Raw genomic sequence first — 24,466 nt, forward strand, 5'->3', positions numbered from 1 at the left:
TGCCCGTCCTGGCGGGTGTGACGGCCAATGGGCCGGGGTGCGTCATGGCCCGGGGGGGAACGATCGGTTCCGGTCGAGTCACCGAGGGCCTCTGGACCGGGGCGTGGGGGGCTCCGTAATCTTGATCGGTATCCCGACATTGATGGAGTGTCATGACCACGGCTCACCAAGCACCTGACATCCTGTCATCGACATTCGCAGCCGATCCATATGCCGCATACCGCATCATGAGGGATGAATTCCCGCTCATATGGCATGAACCCATGCAGAGTTACCTGATCTCCCGCTACGAGGACGTCGAACGGGCTTTCCGCGAGCCGGTCTTCACCAGCGACAACTACGACTGGCAACTGGAGCCGGTGCACGGCCGGACGATTCTGCAGATGAGCGGGCGCGAGCACTCCGTCCGCCGAGCGCTGGTGGCACCGGCCTTCCGGGGCCGGACACTTGACGAGCAGTTCCTGCCCGTCATCGAACGCAACGCCCGCGAACTCATCGACGGCTTCCGGGCCTCGGGCTCCGCCGACCTGGTCGCGGACTTCGCGACACGGTTTCCGGTCAATGTCATCGCGGACATGCTCGGCCTGGACAAGAGCGACTTCGAGAAGTTCCACGGGTGGTACACGTCGATCATCGCGTTCCTCGGCAACCTGAGCCAGGATGCGGAGGTGGCGGAGGCCGGTCTGCGGACCCGTGAGGAGTTCGCCGCGTACATGTTGCCGATCATCCGGGAGCGCCGGGAGAACCCCGGCGGCGATCTGCTCTCCACGCTCTGCCGCGCCGAGGTCGAGGGCACCCGGATGAGCGACGAGGACATCAAGGCGTTCTGCAGTCTGCTGCTCGCGGCCGGTGGCGAGACCACCGACAAGGCCATCGCCAGCATCTTCAAGAACCTGCTGGCTCACCCCGAGCAGCTCTCGGCGGTGCGCGCCGACCGTGGCCTGATCCCGCGGGCGTTCGCCGAGACCCTGCGCTACTCGCCCCCGGTTCACATGATCATGCGTCAGCCGTCCGAGGACGTCACTCTCAGCGGCGGGGTCGTCCCGGCAGGCTCCACCATCACCTGCCTGATCGGCGCGGCCAACCGGGATGGGCAGCGGTACGCCGACCCGGAGACTTTTGACATCTTCCGCGAGGACCTGGCGACGACCACCGCCTTCTCGGCGGCGGCCGACCATCTGGCTTTCGCGCTCGGCCGGCACTTCTGTGTCGGAGCGCTGCTGGCCAAGGCCGAAGTCGAGGCCGGCGTCGGCCAACTGCTGGACGCGATGCCGGACCTCAGGCTCCAGGAGGGCTTCACCCCGGCCGAGCAAGGGGTGTTCACCCGGGGACCGGACGCCCTGCCGGTGGAGTTCACCCCGGCGGTGTGACGTGGCGTGGCTTGATCTGGACGGTGCCCGACGGGAAGGTACGTCGTAGGACACCGCCCGGCCGCTTGTACGGCTGTACTGCTATACGGCGTGGCTGTAGCCGGGCATGAACTCGACCGGAAGCGAGAACAGGCCCCGCATCCACACCGAGGGGCGCCACACCAGCGCCTCGGGGGCGACCGCCAGATCCACGTCCGGGAGCCGGTCCAGCAGCACCTCCACCGCCGTCTGGGCGATCACCTCGGCGATCTCCGGCGCCGGATACGGGCACGAGTGCTCGCCGTGGCTGAAGGACATGTGGGCGCGGTTGCCGGCGGAGTCGGCATGCGAGTCGGGCCGCACCTGGGGATCGGCGTTCGCGGCGGCCAGGCTGAGCACGAGCAGGTCACCCGCCCGGATGCGGCGGCCGGCCAGCTGGGTGTCCCGGGCGGCCCAGCGGCCGATGTAGTTCTGGGTGGGAGTGTCCTCCCAGAGCACCTCGTTCAGGGCCTGGCCGATGCTGCGCCGGCCGCCCGCGAGCGTCACCGCGAAGCGGTCGTCGGTCAGCATCAGCCGCAGGGTGTTGCCGATCCAGTTGCCGGTGGGCTGCTGGGCCGCGGCCATCACCATGAGCAGGTCGATGACGGTCTCCTCGTCGGTGAGCCCGGCGGGGTGCGCCAGCATGCGCGAGGGGATGTCCGGTCCGGGTTCCTTGCGCTTCTCCGCCACCAGCTGCTGCATCCGCAGGACATTGCGCATGTGCGCGTTGATGGCGTCGTCGCCCTCGTCGAGCGACGCGGCGATGTCCTGTACGAGGGCCGGCACATCCGAGTCGGGGAGACCGAACAGCCGGGCGACGACCAGCAGTGGGATCTGGTGCGAGTATTCGGCGATCAGGTCGGCCTGGCCGCGGCCGGCGAAGGTGTCGATCAGCCCGTCGCAGACCCGCTCGCACAGCGCCCGCAGCTCGAACTGGTCAACGGCGGAGAGAGCATCGCTGATGGCCCCGGCGCGTCGCTGGTGCTCCGCCCCCTCCGCGAAGAGCACGGTGGGCTGGTAGCCGACGTACGGCATCAGCGGCCAGTCCGCCGGGATGTTGTCCCAGGCGTGCCAGCGGCGCGAATCACGGGCGAACAGCTGGGAGTTCGTGGTGACCTGGTGGACCTCGCGATAGCCGAGAACCAGCCATGCGGGTACGCCGCCCTCCAGGACGATGGGGGCGACCGGACCGTGCTCCCGCCTGATGTCCCGGTACAGCTGCGCCGGGTTGTGCCGGAACCGCGGCCCGTACAGCGGGACGGCTCCAGGCTCCTTCCCGGAGCCGGCCGGCCCGGAGTGTGCCGGGCAGCCGGGGGGCGGTACCGGGCCGTCGGAGGAGTGATGGGTCTGCGTCACGGAGTGGTCTCCCGGGCGGCGGAGGACAGAGCGTACAAATAGTTGAGCAGGGCGATCAGCACGGCTTTGCTGGAGTCGCGTGACCGGGCGTCGCAGTCGATCAGCGGAATGTCGGCGGACAGATCGAGCGCCTCGCGCACCTGCTCCAGCGAGAAATCGGGCTCGCCGAAGTTGTTCCGGGCCACGATGAACGGTGTTCCGTGATGTTCGAGACGGTCGATGGCGTACCAGGAATCGGCCAGCCTGCGGGTGTCCACCAGGACGACCGCGCCCAGGGTGCCGGAGAAGAGCCGGTCCCACAGGAACCAGAAACGCTCCTGGCCCGGTGCGCCGAACAGATACAGCACCATGCTCGCGTTCAGGCTGATCCGGCCGAAGTCGAAGGCCACGGTGGTCGTGGTCTTGCTCTCCACGCCGGCGTCGTCGTCGATCCCGACCCCCGCCTGCGTCATGGTCTCCTCGGTGTTCAGCGGGCGTATTTCGCTGACCGAGCGGACCATGGTTGTCTTGCCCACCCCGAAACCGCCGACGATCACGATCTTCATGCCGTCATTGGCGGTGCTGAGCAGCGGTGCGCGCTCCGGGAGGAGCGCCGGTTCAGAGATGGTGGAGTCCAAGGAGCACCTGCTTAAGGGTGTCGGGATCGGGCAGTTGCGCCCTCTCCGGTGCCGAACGCGGATGGCGGGCGGTGATGCTGCCCATGTCGAGGAGATCGGTCAGCAGGATCTTCGCGATGCTGACCGGCAGGCCCAGATTCGAGGCGATCTCCACGACGGCCAACGGCCGGTGGCACATTCGCAGGATCTTGGCATGCTCGGACTGCATGCCGGGCGTGGGCTCGGATTCGCTGACGATGAGCGTGACCAGATCGAAGGCGTTCCCGGCCCACCGGCTGCGGCCCCGGGTGACGGTGTACAGCCGGTCGGGGTCTTCCTTGTCCACTGGCCGACGGCTCATTCCGGCAGGCCTCCCCTGCCGTCCAGGCGCGGCGGGGAGACCAGGTAGTCGCCGATCTGCTCGACCAGTTCGCTCATGTTGTGGCCGATGGTGCCGACATCGGCTTCCTCGTCGGCGATTATGGCGAGGTGGGCGCCCTCTCCCGCCTCGACGATGAACAGGATCCCGCCGTAGAACTCGGTCATCGCCTGCCGCACCCCTCCGGTGCCGTCGCCGAATTCCATTGAGGCGCCGTGCGAGAGGCTCTGGATTCCCGAGGCAATGGCGGCCAGCTGGTCGGCCTGGTCCACCGTCAGCGCGGAGGTGTGGCAGAGCTTGAGGCCGTCCCTGGAGAGCACCAGGGCGTGGCGGGCGCCCGGCGTCTTGTCCAGGAGGTTGTCGAGCAGCCAGTCGAGGTCTCGGTCTGTGCTTTTCATCAGGATCCTATGGTCTTGTCCGGCCCGGCCGTGGGGACCGGGGGCGGAGCGGGAGCATCGGTGCCGGTGCCGGTGTCATCGCCCCGGCTGGCTCGGCGGAAGGCGCCGAAGCGGCTTCCGGCATCGGCGGGGCGCGGGCGCGCGGGTGCCGGCTTGGGTGGGGTCACGGCCTTGGAAGCCGCTGCCAGGGTCTGTCCGCGGCGCCGCTTGGGCAGTCCCCGGGAACCGACGTCCTTGGGCGCGGCACCGGACCGGGCAGCGGGGCCGCCCGGGGCAGCGGGAGTGGCGGTGGTGGCGCCGGCCAGGGTGGTGGGGCGGGACGGTGCCGGGGCCTCGACCGGGAGCGACATCACCAGGCCGGCGTCCTGTTTGGGCTGGGTGATGATTTGCTGAGGGATCATCATGACCACACCTGTGCCGCCGCGCGACGACGGGCGGAAGGTGACCGTGAGCCCGTGCTTGCGGGCCAGGACACCGACGACCGGGAGGCCGAGACGGGTGCCGGACAGGGCGGTGAGGTCGAGCGGTGTGCCGGACACGGACTTCTCGGCCCGGGCGAGGGCGGCCTCGCTCATGATCAGGCCGCCGTCGTCGACCGTGATGACGACGCCGGTGTGGACCTCTTCGACGTAGACGTGCACCTCGGCGGTGGGCGGGGAGAAGTTGGCGGCGTTGTCCATCAGTTCGGCCAGGGCGTGCATGACGCCTTCCGCCGCGTGCCCGGCGACCGCCGAGGTGCTGGCGGAGTGCAGCCGCACCCGTTGGTAGGCACTGATCCGTCCCATCGCACCGCGCAGGATCGACTCCATCACGATCGGCTTGGTCCAGCGCCGGCCCGAACGGGCCCCGGTCAGTACGGCGATGCTGTCCGCGAGGCGGCCTGCCTGTGCGGTGCGGTGGTCCAGGTGGAGGAGGTCGCTGAGGACGTCCTCGTCGTCGTACCGGTCCTCCATCTCGCGCAGGTCGGCGAGCATGCTGGTGGCCAGCGCCTGGACACGCCCCGCCGCGTTGGCGCACGCGGACATCGCGGCGGACCGCATCCGCTCGCTCCGGGCCACCTCTTGGGCGAGGGTGGCGAGAATGCGCCGGTGCAGCTCATTGCCGGGTTTGTCGATGGCGGCGAGGGCGGTTTCCGCCGACGTGCCCTCCCTCAGCCGCGTCACCAGATCGGGTATCGTGTTACCGGCCAGCTGTGCGGTGTCGGCGTCCGTCGCCGCGATATGTGCCCGCAGCCCGCGCACCGTACGCGTAAGGTATGCCGCCACTGCGACCGCGGCGCAAAGCAGTACCGCCGTGACCCCGCTGTACCAAGCCATGAGGGTCCGTCCGCCGGCGGGTGCCCCGGCGGTCGCGCCCAGCGCGGCTCCACCCGTGACAACTACCGTGATCAGCGGAACGAGCAGCGTCCTGAACAATGGCGGACGCTCCGCCAAGGGGCGTACGGCTATGTGTGCTGACATCTGATCAGGTCCTCGTGGGCGTTCTGCGTCGGAGGGAGTGGGGCACCCTGGCGCCGCACTTCCGGTGTGCGACGGGATGGATCGCCACGACGCGAAGCGACCCGGAGGTGTACGGGCGCGGGTATAGGTGCGGCCGCCTGGGCCCACTGGTGCTGGAGTTGACCATGGTACTGAAGTGATGAACCGTTCGGAGAGCGCCCACGGCTGCCGAAGAAAACGTTGACGAAACGTACACAGAAAAAGGCGACAAAAAGGTGCGGGGTGGCCAAACGGCCGCCCCGCACCTGAGTTGTGCCGGATCAGACGCTGCGGAAGGCCAGCACCACGTTGTGGCCGCCGAAGCCGAAGGAGTCGTTGAGCGCGGCGATCGTGCCGTCCGGCAGGGCGCGGGCCTCGCCGCGGACGATGTCGGCGTCCGCCTCGGGGTCGGGGTTGTCGAGGTTGATCGTCGGCGGAGCGAGCCGGTTGTACAGGGCCAGCACAGTGGCGACCGTTTCGATGCCGCCGGCGCCGCCGAGGAGGTGACCGGTCATCGACTTCGTCGCGGACACCGCGAAGTGGTCCACGTCGTCGCCGAAGACATTGCGGAGCGCCTTGATCTCGGCGACATCGCCCTGCGGGGTCGAGGTGGCGTGCGCGTTGACATGCACGATCTCGGCGGGCTTGAGGTCGCTGCCGTCCAGCAGGTTCTTCAGGGCGGCGCCGATGCCGCGGCCTGTCGGCTCGGGCTGGGTGATGTGGTGGCCGTCGGCGGAGATGCCCTGGCCGATAGCCTCGGCGTACACCCGGGCGCCACGCCGGGCGGCGTGATCGGCGGACTCCAGGACGATGACGCCCGCACCCTCACCCATGACGAAGCCGTCGCGGCCGGAGTCGTAGGGACGCGAGGCACCCGCGGGGTCGTCGTTGTTCTTGGACATGGCCATCATGTTGCCGAAGGCGACGATGGGCAGCGGGTGGATGGCGGCCTCGGTGCCGCCGGCGAGAACGACGTCCGCGCGACCGGTGCGGATCATCTCTATGGCGTAACCGATGGCCTCGGCACCGGAGGCGCACGCGCTGACAGGGGTGTGGACGCCCGCGCGGGCGTTGAACTCGATGCCGACATTGGCCGAAGGGCTGTTGGGCATGAGCATCGGCACGGTGTGCGGGGAGACCTTGCGGACGCCCTGCTCCTTGAGGATGTCGTACTGGCCGAGCAGCGTCGTAACCCCGCCGATGCCGGAGGCGACGACGGAGCCGAGCCGGTCGGGGTCCACCGGCCCCTCTGTGCCGGAGGCCCCGCCGGCCCTGCCCGTGAAACCGGCGTCGGCCCACGCCTCGCGGGCGGCGATGAGGGCGAACTGGGCGGAGCGGTCGAGCTTGCGGGCCTGGTGCTTGGGGATGACCTCGCCGGGTTCGACGGCGATCTCGGCGGCGATACGAACCGGGAGCTCGGCGGCCCACTCGTGTTGCAGCAGCCGGACGCCGGAGCGCCCGGCGACCAGGGCCTCCCAGGTCGACGCGCTGTCGCCACCCAGCGGTGTGGTTGCTCCGATACCGGTGACGACCACGGTGTGATTGGTCGGGCTCACAGGAATTCACTCCACGTCTAGAAGGGTGGGCGACAGACGCGTCGTCCCAAAGGGGCGCTCAGGGCTGGAAGATCAGCCCTGGTTCTTGAGGATGTAGTCCACGGCGTCGCCGACGGTCTTGAGGTTCTTGACGTCGTCGTCCGGGATCTTGACGTCGAAGCGCTCCTCGGCGGCGACGACGACCTCGACCATGGACAGCGAGTCGACGTCCAGGTCGTCGGTGAAGGACTTGTCCGCAAGGACGTCCTCGGCCGGGATGCCGGCGATCTCGTTGACGATCTCAGCGAGACCGGTGGTGATCTCTTCCTGGGTGGCGGCCATGCGGCGCTCCTTGATGTGTAGCGGGGGATTGTGCGGCGGTGCGGGAGTGCCACGCCGCGCGGATACGTGACTAGGGGAGGGTAACCACTGTCGCGGCGTAGACGAGACCCGCCCCGAAGCCGATGACCAGGGCCGTGTCCCCGCTCTTGGCCTGGCCGCTGGCGAGCATGCGCTCCATGGCGAGCGGAATGGACGCGGCCGAGGTGTTGCCGGTGGTCTCGACGTCGCGGGCGACGGCGACGTGCTCCGGCAGCTTGAGGGCCTTGATCATCGAGTCGATGATGCGCATATTGGCCTGGTGCGGGATGAAGGCGTCGAGTTCGTCCGCGGTGACGCCCGCGGCGTCCAGCGCCTGCTGGGCCACCTTGGCCATCTCGAAGACCGCCCAGCGGAAGACCGCCTGGCCCTCCTGGGTGAGGGCCGGGAAGCGGACCTCTTCGGGCTTCGCGTGGCGGTAGGCCTCCCAGGAGACCGTCTGGGTGATGGTGTCGGACTTGTCGCCCTCCGAGCCCCAGATGGTGGGGCCCATGGCGGGTACGTCGGACGGGCCGACGACTACCGCGCCCGCGCCGTCGCCGAAGAGGAACGCCGTGGAGCGGTCCTCGCGGTCGGTGAGGTCGCTGAGCCGCTCGACGCCGATGACCAGGACGTACTCGGCGCTGCCCTCGATGACCATGCCCTTGGCGAGGGTGAGGCCGTAGCCGAAGCCCGCGCAGCCGGCGGAGACGTCGAACGCGGCCGGCCTGCCCGCGCCGATCCGGTGCGCGATCTCGGTGGCGATCGCCGGGGTCTGCTTGAAGTGGGAGACGGTCGCTACGACGACGCCGCCGATGTCCGAGGCGGCGATGCCCGCGTCCGCGAGGGCCTTGCCCGCGGCCGCTATTGACATCTCGGCGACGGTCTCCTCCGGGCCCGCCCAGTGCCGGGTGGCGATCCCGGAGCGGGAGCGGATCCACTCGTCGCTGGAGTCGATGTGCTCCAGGATCACCTCGTTGGGTACCACCCGGACCGGGCGGTACCCGCCGACGCCCATGATCCGTGCGTATGGGGCACCCTTGCTGGGCTTGATTTGCGCGGTCATGTCTGCGGGGCTCCTATTCGGCCTGGTTGGCGTGCTCGGCGACGATGGCGCGGGCCGCCTCGAGGTCATCCGGGGTCTTGAGTGCCAGTGTCCTGATGCCTGGGAGAGCTCGCTTGGCGAGGCCGACGAGCGTGCCGCCCGGAGCGGCCTCGATGATCGCGGTGACGCCGAGCTTCTGGAACGTCTCCATGCAGAGGTCCCAGCGGACCGGGTTGGAGACCTGGGTGACGAGCCGTCCGACGATCTCGGCGCCGCTGCCGACGACCTGGCCGTCGGTGTTCGACACATATCGGGTACCCGGATCGCTCACGGCCAAGCCCGGCACCAGGGCCTCCAGTGTGGCGACCGCCGGGGCCATGTGATGGGTGTGGAAGGCGCCCGCCACCTTCAGCGGGGTGACCCGCCGGGCCGTCTCGGGCTTGTTCTCGGCCAGCGCCGCCAGCTGCTCGATCGTGCCGGCCGCGACGATCTGCCCGGCGCCGTTGATGTTCGCCGGGGTCAGGCCGAGCTCGGTGAGGCGCGCCACCACGTCCTCCGGCTCGCCGCCGAGGATCGCCGACATGCCGGTCGCGGTCACGGCGGCCGCCTCGGCCATCGCGCGGCCACGGGCGGCCACGAAGCCCAGCGCCGCCTCCTCGGACAGCACCCCGGCCAGCGCGGCGGCGGTGAACTCCCCGACGCTGTGGCCGGCCAGCGCGCCCGCCGCGCCGGTCGCGCCGAGCTCGCCCGCCGACAGCAGACCGGCGGCGACCAGCAGCGGCTGGGCCACGGCGGTGTCGCGGATCTCGTCCGCGTCGGCCTTGGTGCCGTAATGGACGAGGTCGATCCCCGCGGCATCGGACCAGTCGGCGAGGCGGTCGGCGGCTCGGGGGAGTTCGAGCCAGGGGGTGAGGAAGCCGGGCGTCTGGGCGCCTTGGCCGGGAGCTACGAGTACGAGCACGCTTTCACTCTCTCTTGTGCGGGGTTGTCCCCGCCGGTGGGGACAGGGACCAAGAACAGACTGGTGATTTGTGGGTGTCCCACAAACACCTAAGGTGTCTGGCCTGCTTCGGAGAGTCGCCCCAGGATAAGAGCGATGCGCAGCGTGAACGCGGAGCGTACATCCGACGGTGACCAACCGGTGACGTCCGTCACACGTCGTAGCCGGTAGCGGACGGTGTTGGGGTGAACGAACAACATCCGCGCGGCCCCTTCGAGCGAGGAGGCCTGTTCGAGGTATACGGACAGTGTCTCCAGCAGGGCCGAACCCGCTTCCGCCAGCGGGCTGTAGATCTCCTCCACCAGTTGCTCACGGGCGTACCGGTCGCCCGCCATCGCCCGCTCCGGCAGCAGATCGTCGGAGAGCACCGGGCGCGGCGCGTCGGGCCAGGCCGCGCAGGCCTTCAGCCCGGCCGCCGCGGCCTGCGCGGAACGGGTCGCCGACAGCAGGTCCCCGACCACCGGCCCGGCCACCACGGGGCCGGCAGCGAACGGTGCGATCAGCGCCTTCGCCACCCGGATCGGGTCGCCCTCGCCGCCGGCGACCACCACCAGCCGGTCGCCGAACACCCCGGTCAGCACCTGGAGCTTCGCGTGACGCGCCGCCCGCCGGATCGCCTCGACGGTCAGCTCGCTGTCACCGTTCGGCGCGGTGCCGAGGAGGACGACGATACGGTCCGGGTTGGTCCAGCCGAGTGCCGCCGCCCGGGACAGTACGCCCTCGTCCGTCTCGCCGGAGAGCACCGCGTTGACGACGAGTGACTCCAGCCGGGCGTCCCACGCGCCGCGCGCCTCGGCGGCCTGCGCGTAGACCTGCGCGGTCGCGAAGGCGATCTCGCGTACGTAGACCAACAGGGCCTCGCGCAGTACCGACTCGTCGCCGGGGGCGGCGAGCGTGCCGATCTCGGACTCGACCACCTGGAAGGTGGTGCGCACCATCTCGACGGTCTGGCGGAGCGAGATCGCCCGGGTCAGCTCGCGGGGCGCGGTGCCGAAGACGTCGGTGCTGATGGCCTGCGTCGACTCGGGGTGCCGGAACCACTCGGTGAACGCGGCGATACCGGCCTGGGCGACCAGGCCGATCCATGACCGGTTCTCCGGGGGCATCGCCCGGTACCACGGGAGCTGCGCGTCCATCCGCGTGATCGCGTTCTGGGCGAGCCGTCCAGCGGACTTCTCCAGTCGTCGCAGCGTCGCCGCGTGTGGGTGGTCGCGTTTCGGGTCGCAGGCGTTCCGGGAGGCTTGAGGCACAGGACAAGCTTCTCAGACTGGTCACGGCGTCTTCGGCGCCGCCCGCCGCGGGCCCGCCCCGCCTACTGCCGGGCGCTCTAAATCCTGCTGCCGGCCGCGGTGTCGGACGACAGCCGCTGGGCCAGGTAGACGGGGACGACGGACATTAGCACCAGGACGGCCGCGACGACGTTGACCACCGGGGCCTGCTGGGGCCGGGCCATGTTGGAGAAGATCCAGACGGGGAGGGTCTGGATCCCGGGCCCGGCGGTGAAGGTGGTGACCACGATCTCGTCGAAGGAGAGCGCGAAGGCGAGCAGGCCGCCCGCCACGAGGGCGGAACGCACCAGCGGGAAGGTGATGTCGCGGAACGTCTGGAAGGTGTCCGCGCCGAGGTCCGCCGCGGCGTCCTCGTACGAGCCCGACAGCCTGCGCAGCCGCGCGACCACGTTGTTGAAGACCACGACGACGCAGAAGGTGGCGTGGCCGACGATGACGGTGAAGAGCCCGAGGCCGACACCGAGCGGCTCCAGCACCGTACGGAAGGCGGTGTTGAGGGCGACACCGGTGACGATGCCGGGCAGCGCGATGGGCAGTACCACCAGGAACGAGACGCTCTCCCGGCCGAAGAACTCGTAGCGCTGCACGGCGAACGCGATCAGCGTGCCCAGCCCCAGGGCGATAGCGGTGGCGCCGAGACCCGCCCGGACCGAGGTCCACAGGGCGGCGCGGGCGCCGGAGCTGTGCCAGGCGTCGCCCCACCAGCGCAGGGTGAGGCCGGAGGGCGGCCAGCCGAAGGTGCGGTCGAGGTTGAAGGAGTTGATTAGGACCAGCAGCAGCGGGATGTAGATGATCGCGAAGCCGAGGGCGGCGGCGCAGCGCAGGGCTATCCGTGCGGGACGGGAGAGTTCCATACCTTGCTCACAGCGCGGCGAGCGCGCCGCTGCGGCGCACTGCGAGCAGATAGAGCACGATGACGGCGACCGGTACGGTGCCGAGTGCGGCGGCCAGCGGCAGGTCGAGCGTGATGTTGGAGTAGACGAGGTTGCCGATGAGCTGGGTCTTGCCGCCGACGATCTGTACGGCGATGTAGTCGCCGAGGCTGAGCGAGAAGGTGAAGACCGAACCGGCGGCGATCGACGGCAGCACCATCGGCACCACCACCGACCGGAAGGTCCGCCAGGTGCGGGCGCCGAGGTCCGCAGAGGCGTCCAGCACACTGGCCGGGAGCTGTTCGAGTCCCGCGTGGATCGGCAGGATCATGTACGGCAGCCAGAGGTACGACAGCACCATGATCACGGCGGTGAGCCCGTACCCCGGACCGGTGAGGCCGAAGGGCTTCAGCGCCCAGTCCAGCAACCCGCCCTCGGACAGGATGATCCGCCAGGCGTAGGCCTTGACCAGGTAGCTGGCCCACAGCGGGGTGAGCACCGCGACCACCAGCAGCGGGCGGTACCTGGGCTTGGCGACCCGGGCGGTGTAGAAGGCGATGGGGAAGGCGATCACGATGTCGACGGCGGTGACCGCGAGGGCGACGCCGATGCTGCGCAGCGCGACCGTACGGTAGACGTCGGTGGTGAGCAGGGTGGTGAAGTTGTCCAGCGTCCAGGTCTTGACGACATCCGAGGTGAACGGGTCGGTCGTCCAGAACGCGGACATGAACAGGGCGGCCAGGGAGCCGAGGTAGGCCACGACGAGCCAGGCCATCGGTGCGGTCAGGAGCAGGGACAGCCGCAGCCTCGGGCGGCGGTGCAGGGTCCCGGCGAGCCGCCGGACCGGACCCGTCTTCAGGTCCGGGACGGCGGCGGGCGCGGAGGGGGTCATCGGTGCTCAGCCCTTGATCGAGGTCCAGGCCTGCACCCACTTGACGTAGGGCACGCACTTGACGTTGGTGCGGCCGTCCAGGCACTGCTGGATCGGAGTGGTCCAGAAGTGGACCTTCTTCCAGTACGGCTCGTCGGCCGCGTGGTAGGTGGAGCAGAAGCTCTTGTCGGAGGTCAGTGCGCAGGACTTGGAGTTGGCCGGGGCCTCGCCGAACCACTCGGCGACCTGGGCGTTGACCTTGGGGGAGACGATCCAGTTCATCCACTGGTAGGCGCAGTTGGGGTGCTTGGCCTTGGCGGAGATCATCCAGGTGTCGGACCAGCCGGTCGCGCCCTCGGTCGGCAGGATGGCGCTGACCTTGGCCTTCTCGGACTCGGCGAGGTTGGCGATGACCTGCCAGGTGGTGCCGATCACCGAGTCGCCGCTCTTGAAGGCGGAGATCTCCTTGAGGTAGTCGCTCCAGTACTCGCTGATGTCGGCGTTCTGCGCCTTCAGCAGGGCAACGGCGGCATCGAACTGCTTCTGGTCGAGCGCGTAGGGGTCCTTGATGCCCAGCGAGGGCTTGGACTTGCTGAGGTAGAGGGCGGCGTCGGCGATGTAGATCGCGGAGTCGTACGCGGTGACATGGCCCTTGTAGGCGGCGGCCTTGTCGAACACCGCCGACCAGGAGGTGGGGGCGGGGGAGACCTTGTCGGTGCGGTACATCAGCAGGTTGGCGCCCCGGCCGTGCGGGATGCCGTAGGCGACCCCGTTGACCGAGTTCCACTTCTGTGTCTTCAGGCTGGAGAAGATGTCCTTGTAGTTGGGCACCAGGCCGGTGTTGACGGGCGCGGCGTCACCGGAGGCGATCAGCCGCAGCGAGGCGTCGCCGGAGGCGGAGACCGCGTCGTACTGGCCGGTCTTCATCAGGCTGACCATCTCGTCGGAGGTCCCGGCGGTCTTGGTGTTGACCTTGCAGCCGGTCTGCTTCTCGAACGGGTGGACCCAGTCGACGGACTTGTCGTTGCTACCGTCCTCGGCGTAGCCCGCCCAGGCGATCAGATTCACTTGGCCCTCGCCCTTGCCGAGGGTCTTCTGGGCGGTCAGCTTGGGCGGGGTGAAGGTGCCGTTGCCGCTGGACGTCGAGGAGGAGCCGCCGCAGGCGGTGGCGAGGGCGAGGGCACCGATCGCGGCGGTACAGCCGAGGGTACGAGTCAGACGCACGATGTCTCCGTGGTGAGCGCGGGAGCAGGGGACTTGACTTCGGTTACGCGACGCGGAAGTTGTGGCGTTGGTGCCACTGGAGCCGGATCCGGGTGCCGCGCAGTGCGCCGACCTCGGCGGATCCGGAATCCAGGTTCTGCTGGAGGGCGGTGAGCCGGCCGCCCGAGTCGAGGTCGACGATGAAGCGGGTGGCGTCGCCCAGATAGACCACCTCGGCGACGGTGCCGATGGCGGAGCGGTGTTCGTCGTCCGCCTCCGGCCCGGCGGCGTCCACCAGCCGGATCTTCTCGGGGCGGACGCTGTAGGTCCCGGCCGCGCCGACGATCTGCTCGGCGGCCTCGCCGGTCAGCAGGTTCGACGTGCCGACGAAGCCCGCGACAAAGGGTGTCGCGGGCCGCTCGTAGACCTCGGCGGGGGTTCCGATCTGCTCGATCCGGCCGCGGTTGAAGACCGCGATCCGGTCGCTCATGGTCAGCGCCTCTTCCTGGTCGTGGGTGACGAAGACGAAGGTGATGCCGACGCCGCGCTGCAGCTCCTTCAGCTCGACCTGCATCTCCTCGCGGAGCTTGAGGTCCAGGGCGCCCAGCGGCTCGTCGAGCAGCAGCACCCTGGGGCGCCCCACCAGGGCGCGGGCGAGCGCGACGCGCTGCCGCTGACCGCCGGAGAGCTGCGAGGGGCGGCGCTTGCCGAAGCCTTCCAGGCGTACGCCTGCCAGCGCCTCGCGGGCGCGTTCCAGGCGTTCGGCCTTGGGGACCTTGCGGACTTTCAGGCCGTACGCGACGTTCTGTTCGAGCGTCATGTGCGGGAAGAGCGCGTAGTCCTGGAAGACGGTGTTGACGTCCCGTTCGAAGGGCGCGAGGCGGGTGACGTCCTTGCCCGCCAGCTCGATGGTGCCTCCGGTGGGGGGCTCGAACCCGGCGATCATGCGCAGCACCGTGGTCTTGCCGGAGCCCGAGGGGCCGAGCATGGAGAAGAACTCCCCGTCGCGGATCTCCAGGTCCACCCCGGAGATCGCTTCCACCTGGCCGAAGGACTTGTGCAGGCTCTGCAGCCGGATGGCTGTTCCTTCCCCGGGCATGGGCGGAACCTTTCTGGCGCTGTCGGACGTTGACCGTAAACCTATGAAGCTATAGTTCTATGAGCAAGGCCCGGTTGAGGTAAAGCTTTCGTCAACTGAGAAGGTGACCTGGTGAGCAGAGTCTCCAGCGGTGCCCGACATGCCGTCTTCGCCCCTGTCGGCGGCAGCCTGGGCCGCGTCGACGCCGTCGTACGGCGCCTCGGCGACGCCATCGCGCTGGGGCTGCTCGCCGACGGCGAACAGCTGCCCGGCGAGAGCGACCTCGCCGCGCTGCTCGGCGTCTCCACCGTGACCCTGCGCGAAGCACTCATGGCGCTGCGCCAGCAGGGCCTGGTCACCACCCGCCGGGGCCGTGGCGGCGGCAGCTTCGTGACCGCCCCGGGCGGCGACCGGCCGGCCGCCGGCCGCCTCGGCACCCGGCTCGCCGACTGGAGTACGGAGGAACTGCGCGACCTCGCCGATCACTGGGCCGCCGTTTCCGGCGCCGCCGCCCGGCTCGCCGCCGAACGCACCGAACCGGATGACCTGGCCCCGCTGCACCGCACCCTGGAGGAGTTCGAGGCGGCCGGCGACCCCGCGGCCCGGGGCCGGATATACGGCCGCTTCCACGTCGAGCTGGCCGCCGCCGCGCAGTCCGCCCGGCTCACCCGCGAAGAGGTCAGTATCCAGGCCGAGATCGGGGCGCTAATCTGTCTCGCACTCGGCGGGGCCGACGACCGTACTCAAGTCGCGGCGCTGCACCGTGCGTTGCTCCGCGCCGTGGCGGACGGCGAAGGCGAGCAGGCCAGGACCCTGGCCGAGGGGCGTGTGCAGGACGCGATGGGGCGTCTGATCGAGCTGCGCCTCAGCGACTCCGGCTGACCCTCCGCCCCCGGCGGAAGGCGCCCGTCCCTACCCCGGAGGCAGCCCACGTGCCCACCACTACGACTACGACCGCGGCGGACGTGGTCGAAGGCGTCCGGCGCACCCTGGAGGACGTCTTCGAGGCCGTCGCCGCGGCCCGGGACCGCACCGCCCCGCTCGCGGCCACGGCCCGTACCGCCGGACGCGCCCTCATTACCGCCGACCTGGCGGCGCTACGGCCGCTGCTGCACGCCCAGCTGTCCGCGCACCGCGACCTGATCTCCGGCGCCGGGTTCATCGCCGAGCCGGGGCTGCTCGGCGACGTACCCGCGTGGCTGGAGTGGTGGCAGACCGGCCGCGACGGTGAGCTGCGCCCGCTGCTGCTCGACCTGGACCCGGCTACGTCGGCCTACTCCGACTACACCCACTGGGACTGGTTCGCACTGCCCCGCGCCAACGGGCAGCGGGCGGTGGCCGGACCGTACGTGGACTACCTCTGCTCCGACGAGTACAGCCTCACGCTCTCCGTCCCGGTGTACGACAACGGCCGCTTCCTCGGAGTGGCCGCCGCCGATGTCTATCTGCGGCACTTCGAGGCGGTCGTGATGCCGCTGCTGCGGCGGCTGCCCGGACCGGCGTGCCTGGTGAACGCCCGGGGCCGGGTCGCCGCCTCGACCGACGCCCGGCGCCTGGCCGGCTCGCTGCTCAAGGGGCCGGTGGCCGGTGTGCCGTGCGGGGAGATCCCGCTGGTGCTGGTTACGGCGGCGCCGGGCTGAGGTTTCTTCTCCCCTGGCCCGCCCCTTCCCGGCTGCGGTCCTGCAGCCGGGAAGGGGCGGGAAGGGGAAACGCCGCAGGCGGTCTACGCCGAACGCAGCTCCCCCAGCACCGCGTCCGTGAACGCCGGCCAGAGCGGGAGCGCCCACTCGCCGAAGTCGCGGTCGGTGAGCGCAACGCAGGCCGCCCCGGCATCCGGGTCGACCCACAAGAACGTGCCGGACTGGCCGAAATGGCCGAAGGTGCGCGGCGAGGAGGCCGAGCCCGTCCAGTGCGGGGACTTGGTGCCGCGGATCTCGAAGCCCAGGCCCCAGTCGTTGGGGTTCTGATGGCCGTAGCCGGGCAGCACGCCCTTCAGCCCGGGGAAGACGACGCTCGTCGCCTCGGCCACCGTCCCGGCGGCCAGCAGCTTCGGTGCCTGCAACTCCGCCGCGAAGCGCACCAGGTCGCCGACGGTCGAGATGCCGCCCGCCGCGGGGGAGCCGGTCAGGGACGTCGACCCCATGCCCAGCGGCTCCAGGACGGCCTGGCGGAGGTATTCGGGGAAGGGGATCTCCGTGGCCTTGGCGATGTGGTCGCCCAGCACCTCGAAGCCCGCGTTGGAGTACAGCCGCCGGGTGCCGGGCGCGGCCACCGTGCGGTGTTCGTCGAAGGCGAGCCCCGAGGTGTGCGCCAGCAGGTGCCCTACGGTCGAGCCCTCGGGCCCCGCGGGCTCGTCGAGCTCAACGGCGCCCTCCTCGACGGCCACGAGCGCGGCGTAGGCGGAGAGCGGCTTGGTGACCGAGGCGAGCCGGAAAGGATGGCTGTCCGGGCCGTATCGGCCCGCCACTGTGCCGTCACGGCGGACGACGGCTGCCGCGGCAGTGGGGACCGGCCAGTTCTGCATCAGGGTCAGGCTCTGCATGCGGCCGAGCTTAGATGGCCCGGCGGCAGGCGGGGCTGCGGGGGCATTCTCCGCCGGGCTTGCCGTCACCGGGGCGAGGTAACGGAAGTTGTGCGGGCCGGACACGGCGGTGAAACACTGGGTTCCTACGGTGGTTGAACCGGTCGGTTCAATCGCGAGGAGGCAGAGTGATGGACGTCAGTTCCGCGAGCTTCATCCCCCGTAAGGTGACCAGCGCCGAAGAGGCCCGAGAAGTCGTCGCGGCGGAGGGCGCGGTCGTTGTGACCGGGGTGGCGGACGAGGCGGCGGCGGTGGCCCTCGGCCGGCGGATCATGGGAGAGCGGGCCCTGCGCTGCGGCACCCAGTTCGAGGCGACCAAGGCGGGCGGCCGGCGCGAGGCCATGATGGTCGACGCCCAGCCCGCCGACTCGCGCGGCCGCAAGCGCAACTTCGGCTCCGCCGAGGAACGCATGGTCGCCCACAACGACGGCTTCGCTTTCGGCGACTACGCCCCCGACCACCTTTTCCTCTGGTGCGAACGGCCTGCCGCACGGGGTGGGGACTCCTTCCTCATCGACACCGCCCGGCTGCTCGACCTGCTCGCCGCCGACTCCGCCAGCGCCGACCTCGCCCACTTCTGCCGCACCGTCGACATCGACCACTCCGAACCCAACTACCCCCAGGGCACCTACGCCCCCATCGCCCGGCGTACCCCCTCCGGCCGCTTCCAAGGGCGCTACCACCCCTACCTCGCGCCGGTCGAAGGCGCCGCCGAGGCGGCACACTGGGCGTTCGTCCGCCGCTGGGAGACCGTGGTCAACGCGGTCCGCGACACCGGGCCGATGTTCCGTGCCCAGGCGGGCGAGATGATCTGCGTCGACAACTACCGCGTACTCCACGGCCGGGACGGCTACAACGACCCGCTGCGCAAGGTCTGTTCGATCTGGGGCTGGAGCACGGACGCGGTCGCCGTCCCCGATGGGCCGCTGGACATCGTCGTGCCGAAGATCCCCCTCGCGAGCTGAGCCCCACGCCTGCGGCCCGCCTGCCCACAACGTCGGTAAATCCAGCCCGTCCGGCGTTTGAGGACCTTGGGGGTCCCTCCCACGCCCGCCAGGGCGTAGGGGGCGGGTCCGGGGCGGCTGGCCCCCCACGCGGCGCCAGCCGCATATAGGACGCAGCCGGGAAGGGGCGGGGAGGGGACGGCGCCGCAGGCGGCCGACACCCCGCCCCCGGCACGGGCCTAGCCGACGGCGGCGGCCAGCGCCCGCTCCGCGAGCGACCGCGCGGCCGCCGCATTCGCGCGGTCGGTCGCAGCCCGGTCGCCCGATGTGATCAGGTCCAACTGGAGACCGCGCCACAGCGCGACCAACTCCTGCGCCAGATCGCTCGCCGCCGGCTCCGGCACCCCACTGCCATGCAGCGAGGCCGCCACCTGGTCCCGCCAGTCGCTGCCGACGGACCCCAGAAAGGCGTCGAAGCGACCACGTCGGTGCGCGGCAAGGCCGAGCACCTCGAAGAAGGTCCGGTGGAACGGCAGATTCTCGGCCGCCGCCACCGCGTCCCACGCCGCCATGATCCGCTCGGCCAGCGGGCGGTCCTGCTCGTCCAGGATGGCGAACGCCCGCGCCAGTATGGGAAAGCGGCCGCCCGCCTCGACCAGCGCGGCCGAGATCAGTTCCTCCTTGGAGCCGAAGTAGTAGAGCAGCATCCGGTTGTTGGTGCCGATCGCCTGCCCCAGCCGGCGCAGGGTCATCTCCGCGACCCCGTACTCCAGTACGTAGTCGGCGGTGAGCCGCAGCAGACGGTCGCGTTCGGGCAGGTCCGGGGAATCGGGCATGGCCAGCACATTACCTGCCGTTGACGGGGTGTAACGGGGTGGCTCAGGGCAGGCGACGCCGTGGAAACGCAGCGGACCTACGGTCCGTGAACCGCTTGGTTCATGGTGGCGTACGGCCCTTGGGAGGAGCGGGATGATCAAGGTCGACGTCCTGCAGCGCTTCATGGTCCCGAGCACCCGCTGTCGCACCTACTGGCGTCCGGGGCGCCCAGGGGCCCTGGTGGACCGGGCGGGCGAGCGGATTGGTGACTGGCTGCGCGGTCTGCCGTAAGCCGGCCGCCGAAGTCACTTGCCTGGAGTGCACTCCAAGGAATTAGCCTCGATGTTATGACCGTGACGCAGGTGGCCCAGGCGGGCCAGGTGGGCCGGCGCAAGCCGGACGGGCGAGATCACTACACGATCAGTGAGGTGGTCTGCTTCACCGGGCTCAGTGCGCACACGCTGCGCTGGTACGAGCGGATCGGGCTGATGCCGGAGGTCGACCGCTCGAACACCGGGCAGCGCCGCTACACCAACAAGGACCTGGACTGGCTGGTCTTCGTCGGCAAGCTGCGGCTGACCGGGATGCCGGTCGCGGACATGGTGCGCTACGCCGAGATGGCGCGTGAGGGCGCGCACACCATGCCTGAGCGGCAGGCGCTGCTGGCCGCCACCCGGGAGGATGTGCGGCGCCGGATCGCCGAGCTCCAGGACACTCTCGCGGTCCTCGACTACAAGATCGACTTCTATGCTGGCGCCTGTCTGACGCCGGAGAGGGCATGACCCTGATGAGCAACGAGAAGATAGCCAAGGTCGTACTCGGGACGGACGGCCCGCTGGTCGGCGTGCAGGGCTTCGGTGCGATGGGCATCAGCGAGTTCTACGGGGAAACCGACGAGGCCGGGGCCCGGGCCACGCTGGACGCGGCACTGGACGTGGGGGTGACTCTCTTCGACACCGCCGATGCCTACGGCCAGGGCGCGAATGAGGAGTTCCTGGCGCCGTTCGTGAAGGCGCACCGCGACGAGATCACGCTGGCGACGAAGTTCGCGCTCGTACGGAAGGCCGACGACCCGAGCTACCGGGGGATAGCCAACGACCGCGCCTACATCCGCGCGGCCGTGGAGCGCAGCCTGCGGCGGCTGGACGTCGATGTGATCGACCTGTACTACATGCACCGGCGCGATCCCGCGGTGCCCTTCGAGGAGTCGGTCGGCGCGATGGCCGAGCTGATACGGGAGGGCAAGGTCAAGCACCTGGGGCTCTCCGAGGTGACCGGCGCCGAGCTGCGCGAGGCGCACGCCGTACACCCGATCTCGGCGCTCCAGTCGGAGTGGTCGCTGTTCAGCCGTGACGTGGAGAAGTCCGCGGTCGGCGCCGCCGCCGACCTGGGCGTGGCCCTCGTACCGTACTCGCCGCTCGGCCGGGGCTTCCTGACCGGCGCCTTCACCGACGCCTCCGCCGATCTGTCCGGCGGCGACTTCCGGCGGTTCCAGCCCCGCTTCACCGGCGAGAACGCCAAGCGCAACGCCGATCTCCTGGAGCCGGTCCGTGCCATCGCCGAGGCACACGGTGCCTCCCTCGGGCAGATCGCGCTGGCCTGGGTGCACCAGCGGTCCCAGGAGCACGGGCTCACCGTGGTGCCGATCCCCGGCACCCGCAAGGCCGAGCGCGTCCGCGAGAACGCCGCCGCGACCCGGATCACCCTGAGCCCGGCCGAGCTGGAGCAGCTGGAACCCATCGCCGGGCAGGTCGCCGGCGACCGCTACCCGGACATGTCCTCCACCTCCGCCGCCCGCGAGTAGCCCTCCGGGCCGGTGGCCGGTGTTGTGCCCACCCTCCCCATAGCCTTAAGGGCATGGGAGGTGCCCCCTTCGCCCTGCGGCACGCCTGCCCACAACGTGGGTAAATCCAGCTCGTCCGGCGTTTGAGGACCTTGGGGGTCCCTCCCACGCCCGCCAGGGCGTAGGGGGCGGGTCCCCCCACGCCCGCAGGGCGTAGGGGGCGGGTCCCTGCCACGCCCGCCAGGGCGTGGGAGGCGGGTCTGGGGCGGAGCCCCCCACGCGGCGCCGGCCGCATATGGGACGCGGCCGGGAGGGGCGGGGAGGGGACAGCGCGGCAGGCACCCCGGCCCCCGGGCGGCCCGGGCCGTTATTTCCGTACGGCGCGCTGCACAGCGCCGAGTACCGAAGCCGCCAGCGGCAGCGACTCGTGCACCAGCCCGTAGCCGAGCCCGAACACAACGGCGGTGGGGTCGTCCTCGGGAGCCCCGGCGGCGCTGACGGCTCCGGCGGCCCCGCCACCAACGTTGTCACGGGGGAGCAGCCGTAGGTAGCCGCCGAGCTTCTCCGGGGCGCGCCATTCGACCCCGTAGAGGCTGGTGATCGGAAAGTGCTGGTCGCCGGCCTTCCATTTGGCCGACGAGGCCCCGGTCCGGGACCAGCGGAAGGACACGGTCTCGCCGTCGAAGGACGCCCTCGCGTCGTATGCCTTGAAGGACTGCGGCGCGGCGGGCGCGGAGACGAGATAGCGGTCGGCGGCTTCCTCCGGGAGGTTGCCGATCGCCGTCCGCAGCTCGTCGGCGTAGTACTCGGCCAGTAGCCGACTGTCGGCCGGCAGCACCAGGCGGTACGGGTCGGCGGCTTCCTTGAGCTGGCCGTTCGCGGCCTCGATCAGGGGGTCCGCCCCCTGCCTGGGCACCGTTCGCAGGACGACGCTGCCCCGACGCCCGGACCCGAGCTGCACTCCCGCCAGCGCTGCGTACGGAATGCGCCGCTCGCCGAGCGCCTGCAGCAGCCGGGAATTGCGCATCCCCCGCTCGTACCGGATGACCACGGCATCGGTCTCGAACTCCCATACGGCATTGGATCCGGCCAATTCCTCACCCATACGGGCCATCGTAGGCGTCGGTCAAGCGACAGGACCCGTTCCCGAGCTACGCGCGTCGCCACTGTCCTGAACCGGAAATCCGCAGCGTGGTGCCCCCCGGCGATGTTTACCCGGTTGCGCAGACGTTGCGGGTCGCAACTCGACCGGACGGGTCCTGGACCGTCCTAGGCCAGATGCACCGAGGCGTACCGGCCCAAGGCTATCCGGGTGAAGTTCGCCAGGCTCGCGGTGCCGGTGGCGAAGTACCCCGCGTGGCCGTCGGCCCCGGCGGAGGTGACGACGCGGGCGCCGAAGGCCTTGGAGACGGGGTCGGCGCCGTGGCCGAGGCCGGCGATTTCCAAGTGCGGTACGTCGCTGATCCAGTCGGTTCGGTCCCGGGCGGCCCAGATCCGAGCCTGGGTGTGCAGATCCGCGGCGCGTTCGACCCGCATGCCGGGGCTGCCGAAGACCGCGATGTCGGCGACCTTGCCGGCGGAGAGGCCGGGAGCGGCCACTCCGCACAGCACGGAGCCGTAGGAGTGGCAGAACAGTGAGACCGGAGCGTGTCCTGGCAGCGCGCTGACCAGGGCCTTCAGCCGGGCCGCACCCAGTTCGGCGAGCTCGCCGGTGGACGCGTCCAGGCCGACGCCCGAGGGGGTGGTGTAGTCGGCCCAGGCGATGACCGCGGTATGGGCGGACGGTGCGGCAGCCCGCTCGGAGGCGTACAGGGCCTGCGCCATGCCGAGCGGGGCCCGGTAGGGCTGGTCGGTCCGCTCGAAGTGCAGGAGGTCGGTGTCCACACCGGGGACCACGATCGCGACCCGGCTGGCGGTGTCCAGGTTGCCGAGCACCTCGGCGACCCGGCCGCTGCCGGTCGGGTCGAAGGTGAGGATCTGGCGCTTGCCGCTGAGCAGCGAGTCGTAGGTCTGGACCCGGTCGGACGCCTGCTGGCGTCCCGCTGGGGTGAGCAGGGCGCTGTGTGAGCGTTTGGTCTCCGCGACGCGGGCCGCGACGAGCGAGAGGCGGTTGGCCTCGAACCGCAGGGGCACCGGGGCGCCGTTGAGATTGCCGACGACGAGCGGGTACCGGACCGCGAGGCGTTCGCGCTGGACCGGGGTGAGGCTGGCGAGGAAGTGCGCCACGGCGTCGCTGCCGAGTGCCGGGTTGGGCAGTCTTCGTCCGCCCACGGACCCGTGCAGCCATGCGGACATCGCGGCGGCCCGTGGATCGGGGGCCGACGCGTAGCTGCGCATCGCTGTCCAGCCGGTGGTCCCCAGCATGATGAAGACCACCGAAAGCGCGAGCAGGGCGCGGAGGGAGGGGGAGCTGAAACGCTCATCGAAAAGGTTCACCACGAGCCACCGTAGGGGACGTAGACGCCCTCCCATGCCACTGGTGACTCAAGTCACGTTTAGAAGCGGACGAAACCGGACGCTCATCCCATTGACCGGGCGGCCGTCCCTCGTTTCGGGTATAGGCCCGACTCTCGCGGTGGGCGGCGCCGTTGCCGCCGCTGGTGTCATACGTCAAAAGACGGTTCCGGGAACGCGTCACAGGCGCCGTGGTCTGTCAACTCCCTATCAGGGTGAAAGCGCCCGAACCCCCTTTTGCCGGGCGGCTCTTGCGGCAAAGCTGATCACGTACCTACCGAGCACCACACACGGGGAAGTGATCCATATGCGCAAGGTCCTCACCGCCGCCGCCCTCGCCGCGACCGCCATCATTCCGGTGGCCGCCGCGCCGGCCACCGCCGCGGGCTCCGCCGCCGACAAGTGCAATGCCGGTGAGTTCTGTCTCTGGGGCAGGACCAACTTCGGCGGCCCTCGCCAGCTTCACGAGCTGGACGGCACTGCCATCGAAAGTTGTGTCGTCCTCCCGGAGAGTGAGCCGGCCCGCTCCTTCGTCAACCGCACCGGCCGCCCGGTGACGACCTATCAGAGCGCGACGTGCGCCTCCGAGGCCGAGTTCGACACCTACCCGTCGGGCACCCTGGTGCCCGAATCCCCGTATACAGTACGGGCGTTCAAGATCTGGGAGCGCTGAGCGCATGGCCACGCGGCCGCCGGGCAAATGGATAATACGACTCAGGGAGGCGCGATGGCCGAGAAGACCGCGAAGACGGAGAAGTCCACGCTGGGCATCGTCGGCCTGATCAGCGCGGTGATCGGCTTCTGGGCCCTCGGCATCGTGCTGGGGCCGGTCGCCGTCGTCCTCGGCTGGCTGGCGATGGGGCGCGGTTGGCGCGGCTCCAAGCCCATAACCGCAGTGGGCGCGGTGCTTCTGGGGGCACTGGACACAGTGGTCTCGGTGCTCTACGCGATGCAGTAGCCGCCTACGGCGCAGACGGCTGGTGGCCCGCACCACCGAGGTGATGCGGGCCACCAGGACCACCGTGGGACCGGCGAGGACCGGA

General features: G+C 70.3%; 26 protein-coding genes and 1 pseudogene. 9 read left to right on the forward strand and 18 right to left on the reverse strand.

The annotated features are described in order from the left end of the window. Positions 1-152: 152 nt before the first annotated feature. On the forward strand, positions 153-1,370 hold the full coding sequence (locus FCI23_RS04350; protein WP_136722101.1) for a cytochrome P450: 1,218 nt from the start codon (positions 153-155) through the stop codon (positions 1,368-1,370). Positions 1,371-1,451: 81 nt separating this feature from the next. Here FCI23_RS04350 and FCI23_RS04355 read toward each other — a convergent pair whose 3' ends face one another. The 14 genes from FCI23_RS04355 to FCI23_RS04420 all read right to left on the reverse strand — a co-directional run bounded on the left by FCI23_RS04355 (position 1,452) and on the right by FCI23_RS04420 (position 14,866). Next, positions 1,452-2,744 (reverse strand): cytochrome P450, encoded by a 1,293-nt coding sequence (locus FCI23_RS04355; RefSeq protein WP_211265202.1) that lies wholly within the window; start codon positions 2,742-2,744, stop codon positions 1,452-1,454. Next, a complete protein-coding gene (locus FCI23_RS04360) occupies positions 2,741-3,361 on the reverse strand; it encodes a GTP-binding protein (protein ID WP_246143317.1) in 621 nt (206 codons plus the stop codon). The genes FCI23_RS04355 and FCI23_RS04360 overlap by 4 nt, the downstream gene beginning before the upstream one ends. After that, positions 3,342-3,701, reverse strand: coding sequence for a DUF742 domain-containing protein (locus FCI23_RS04365; RefSeq protein ID WP_136722102.1), 360 nt, complete (start codon positions 3,699-3,701; stop codon positions 3,342-3,344). Before FCI23_RS04365 ends, FCI23_RS04360 begins: the two co-directional genes overlap by 20 nt. Further along, complete coding sequence (locus FCI23_RS04370; protein WP_136722103.1) at positions 3,698-4,117, reverse strand: roadblock/LC7 domain-containing protein; 420 nt, start codon at positions 4,115-4,117, stop codon at positions 3,698-3,700. The genes FCI23_RS04365 and FCI23_RS04370 overlap by 4 nt, the downstream gene beginning before the upstream one ends. Further along, positions 4,117-5,577, reverse strand: a complete 1,461-nt coding sequence (locus tag FCI23_RS04375) for a sensor histidine kinase (RefSeq protein WP_136722104.1) — start codon at positions 5,575-5,577, stop codon at positions 4,117-4,119. Before FCI23_RS04375 ends, FCI23_RS04370 begins: the two co-directional genes overlap by 1 nt. A gap of 299 nt (positions 5,578-5,876) precedes the next feature. Then, positions 5,877-7,151 carry a beta-ketoacyl-[acyl-carrier-protein] synthase family protein gene (locus tag FCI23_RS04380; RefSeq protein WP_136722105.1) on the reverse strand — a complete coding sequence of 425 codons (1,275 nt, stop codon included), beginning with the start codon at positions 7,149-7,151 and terminating at the stop codon, positions 5,877-5,879. 72 nt (positions 7,152-7,223) lie between these two features. Next, positions 7,224-7,472: an acyl carrier protein gene (locus FCI23_RS04385; RefSeq protein ID WP_136722106.1), complete on the reverse strand. Its 249-nt coding sequence runs from the start codon at positions 7,470-7,472 to the stop codon at positions 7,224-7,226. 70 nt (positions 7,473-7,542) lie between these two features. After that, positions 7,543-8,553, reverse strand: coding sequence for a ketoacyl-ACP synthase III (locus tag FCI23_RS04390; protein ID WP_136722107.1), 1,011 nt, complete (start codon positions 8,551-8,553; stop codon positions 7,543-7,545). Positions 8,554-8,566: 13 nt separating this feature from the next. Further along, positions 8,567-9,493, reverse strand: a complete 927-nt coding sequence (locus FCI23_RS04395; protein ID WP_136722108.1) for an ACP S-malonyltransferase — start codon at positions 9,491-9,493, stop codon at positions 8,567-8,569. Between the two features lie 89 nt (positions 9,494-9,582). Then, positions 9,583-10,782, reverse strand: coding sequence for a PucR family transcriptional regulator (locus FCI23_RS04400; protein ID WP_136722109.1), 1,200 nt, complete (start codon positions 10,780-10,782; stop codon positions 9,583-9,585). Between the two features lie 77 nt (positions 10,783-10,859). Continuing rightward, complete coding sequence (locus tag FCI23_RS04405) at positions 10,860-11,675, reverse strand: ABC transporter permease (RefSeq protein WP_136722110.1); 816 nt, start codon at positions 11,673-11,675, stop codon at positions 10,860-10,862. Positions 11,676-11,682: 7 nt separating this feature from the next. Then, positions 11,683-12,585 (reverse strand): ABC transporter permease, encoded by a 903-nt coding sequence (locus tag FCI23_RS04410; RefSeq protein ID WP_136722111.1) that lies wholly within the window; start codon positions 12,583-12,585, stop codon positions 11,683-11,685. Positions 12,586-12,591: 6 nt separating this feature from the next. After that, on the reverse strand, positions 12,592-13,788 hold the full coding sequence (locus tag FCI23_RS04415; protein ID WP_136722112.1) for an ABC transporter substrate-binding protein: 1,197 nt from the start codon (positions 13,786-13,788) through the stop codon (positions 12,592-12,594). 43 nt (positions 13,789-13,831) lie between these two features. Next, a complete protein-coding gene (locus FCI23_RS04420; RefSeq protein ID WP_136722113.1) occupies positions 13,832-14,866 on the reverse strand; it encodes an ABC transporter ATP-binding protein in 1,035 nt (344 codons plus the stop codon). 111 nt (positions 14,867-14,977) lie between these two features. Between FCI23_RS04420 and FCI23_RS04425 the strand changes: the two genes are divergently transcribed. Beyond that, positions 14,978-15,727 carry a FadR/GntR family transcriptional regulator gene (locus tag FCI23_RS04425; RefSeq protein ID WP_136722114.1) on the forward strand — a complete coding sequence of 250 codons (750 nt, stop codon included), beginning with the start codon at positions 14,978-14,980 and terminating at the stop codon, positions 15,725-15,727. A gap of 50 nt (positions 15,728-15,777) precedes the next feature. Next, positions 15,778-16,485: a cache domain-containing protein gene (locus FCI23_RS04430; RefSeq protein ID WP_136722115.1), complete on the forward strand. Its 708-nt coding sequence runs from the start codon at positions 15,778-15,780 to the stop codon at positions 16,483-16,485. 83 nt (positions 16,486-16,568) lie between these two features. Here the strand turns inward: FCI23_RS04430 and FCI23_RS04435 are convergent, their stop codons facing one another. Continuing rightward, entirely contained in the window at positions 16,569-17,387 is an 819-nt protein-coding gene (locus FCI23_RS04435) for a serine hydrolase domain-containing protein (RefSeq protein WP_136722116.1), read from the reverse strand. 170 nt (positions 17,388-17,557) lie between these two features. Here FCI23_RS04435 and FCI23_RS04440 point away from each other — a divergent pair, with 170 nt between their 5' ends. Further along, entirely contained in the window at positions 17,558-18,391 is an 834-nt protein-coding gene (locus tag FCI23_RS04440) for a TauD/TfdA family dioxygenase (RefSeq protein ID WP_136722117.1), read from the forward strand. A gap of 218 nt (positions 18,392-18,609) precedes the next feature. Here the strand turns inward: FCI23_RS04440 and FCI23_RS04445 are convergent, their stop codons facing one another. Then, on the reverse strand, positions 18,610-19,206 hold the full coding sequence (locus tag FCI23_RS04445) for a TetR/AcrR family transcriptional regulator (RefSeq protein WP_169316679.1): 597 nt from the start codon (positions 19,204-19,206) through the stop codon (positions 18,610-18,612). A 133-nt stretch (positions 19,207-19,339) separates the two neighbouring features. Here FCI23_RS04445 and FCI23_RS56140 point away from each other — a divergent pair, with 133 nt between their 5' ends. Genes FCI23_RS56140 through FCI23_RS04455 form a run of 3 tightly spaced genes read left to right on the forward strand, consistent with a single transcriptional unit; the run spans position 19,340 to position 20,990 of the window. Further along, the gene (locus tag FCI23_RS56140; protein ID WP_169316680.1) at positions 19,340-19,477 is read left to right on the forward strand and encodes a hypothetical protein; all 138 of its coding nucleotides are present in this window, start codon (positions 19,340-19,342) and stop codon (positions 19,475-19,477) included. A 56-nt stretch (positions 19,478-19,533) separates the two neighbouring features. Continuing rightward, positions 19,534-19,968 (forward strand): MerR family transcriptional regulator, encoded by a 435-nt coding sequence (locus tag FCI23_RS04450; RefSeq protein ID WP_136722119.1) that lies wholly within the window; start codon positions 19,534-19,536, stop codon positions 19,966-19,968. Positions 19,969-19,973: 5 nt separating this feature from the next. Further along, positions 19,974-20,990, forward strand: coding sequence for an aldo/keto reductase (locus FCI23_RS04455; protein WP_136722289.1), 1,017 nt, complete (start codon positions 19,974-19,976; stop codon positions 20,988-20,990). Positions 20,991-21,351: 361 nt separating this feature from the next. Here the strand turns inward: FCI23_RS04455 and FCI23_RS04460 are convergent. Then, a pseudogene (locus FCI23_RS04460) lies at positions 21,352-22,074 on the reverse strand (DUF4429 domain-containing protein); the annotation flags it as partial. Between the two features lie 164 nt (positions 22,075-22,238). Further along, positions 22,239-23,405, reverse strand: coding sequence for an alpha/beta hydrolase (locus tag FCI23_RS04465; protein WP_246143319.1), 1,167 nt, complete (start codon positions 23,403-23,405; stop codon positions 22,239-22,241). A 325-nt stretch (positions 23,406-23,730) separates the two neighbouring features. Here FCI23_RS04465 and FCI23_RS04470 point away from each other — a divergent pair, with 325 nt between their 5' ends. Beyond that, complete coding sequence (locus FCI23_RS04470) at positions 23,731-24,096, forward strand: peptidase inhibitor family I36 protein (RefSeq protein WP_136722290.1); 366 nt, start codon at positions 23,731-23,733, stop codon at positions 24,094-24,096. A gap of 54 nt (positions 24,097-24,150) precedes the next feature. Further along, a complete protein-coding gene (locus FCI23_RS04475; protein WP_246143321.1) occupies positions 24,151-24,381 on the forward strand; it encodes a hypothetical protein in 231 nt (76 codons plus the stop codon). Positions 24,382-24,466: the final 85 nt, after the last annotated feature.

Origin of the sequence: Actinacidiphila oryziradicis, assembly GCF_005047355.1 — a bacterium.
Lineage (GTDB): Bacteria > Actinomycetota > Actinomycetes > Streptomycetales > Streptomycetaceae > Actinacidiphila > Actinacidiphila oryziradicis.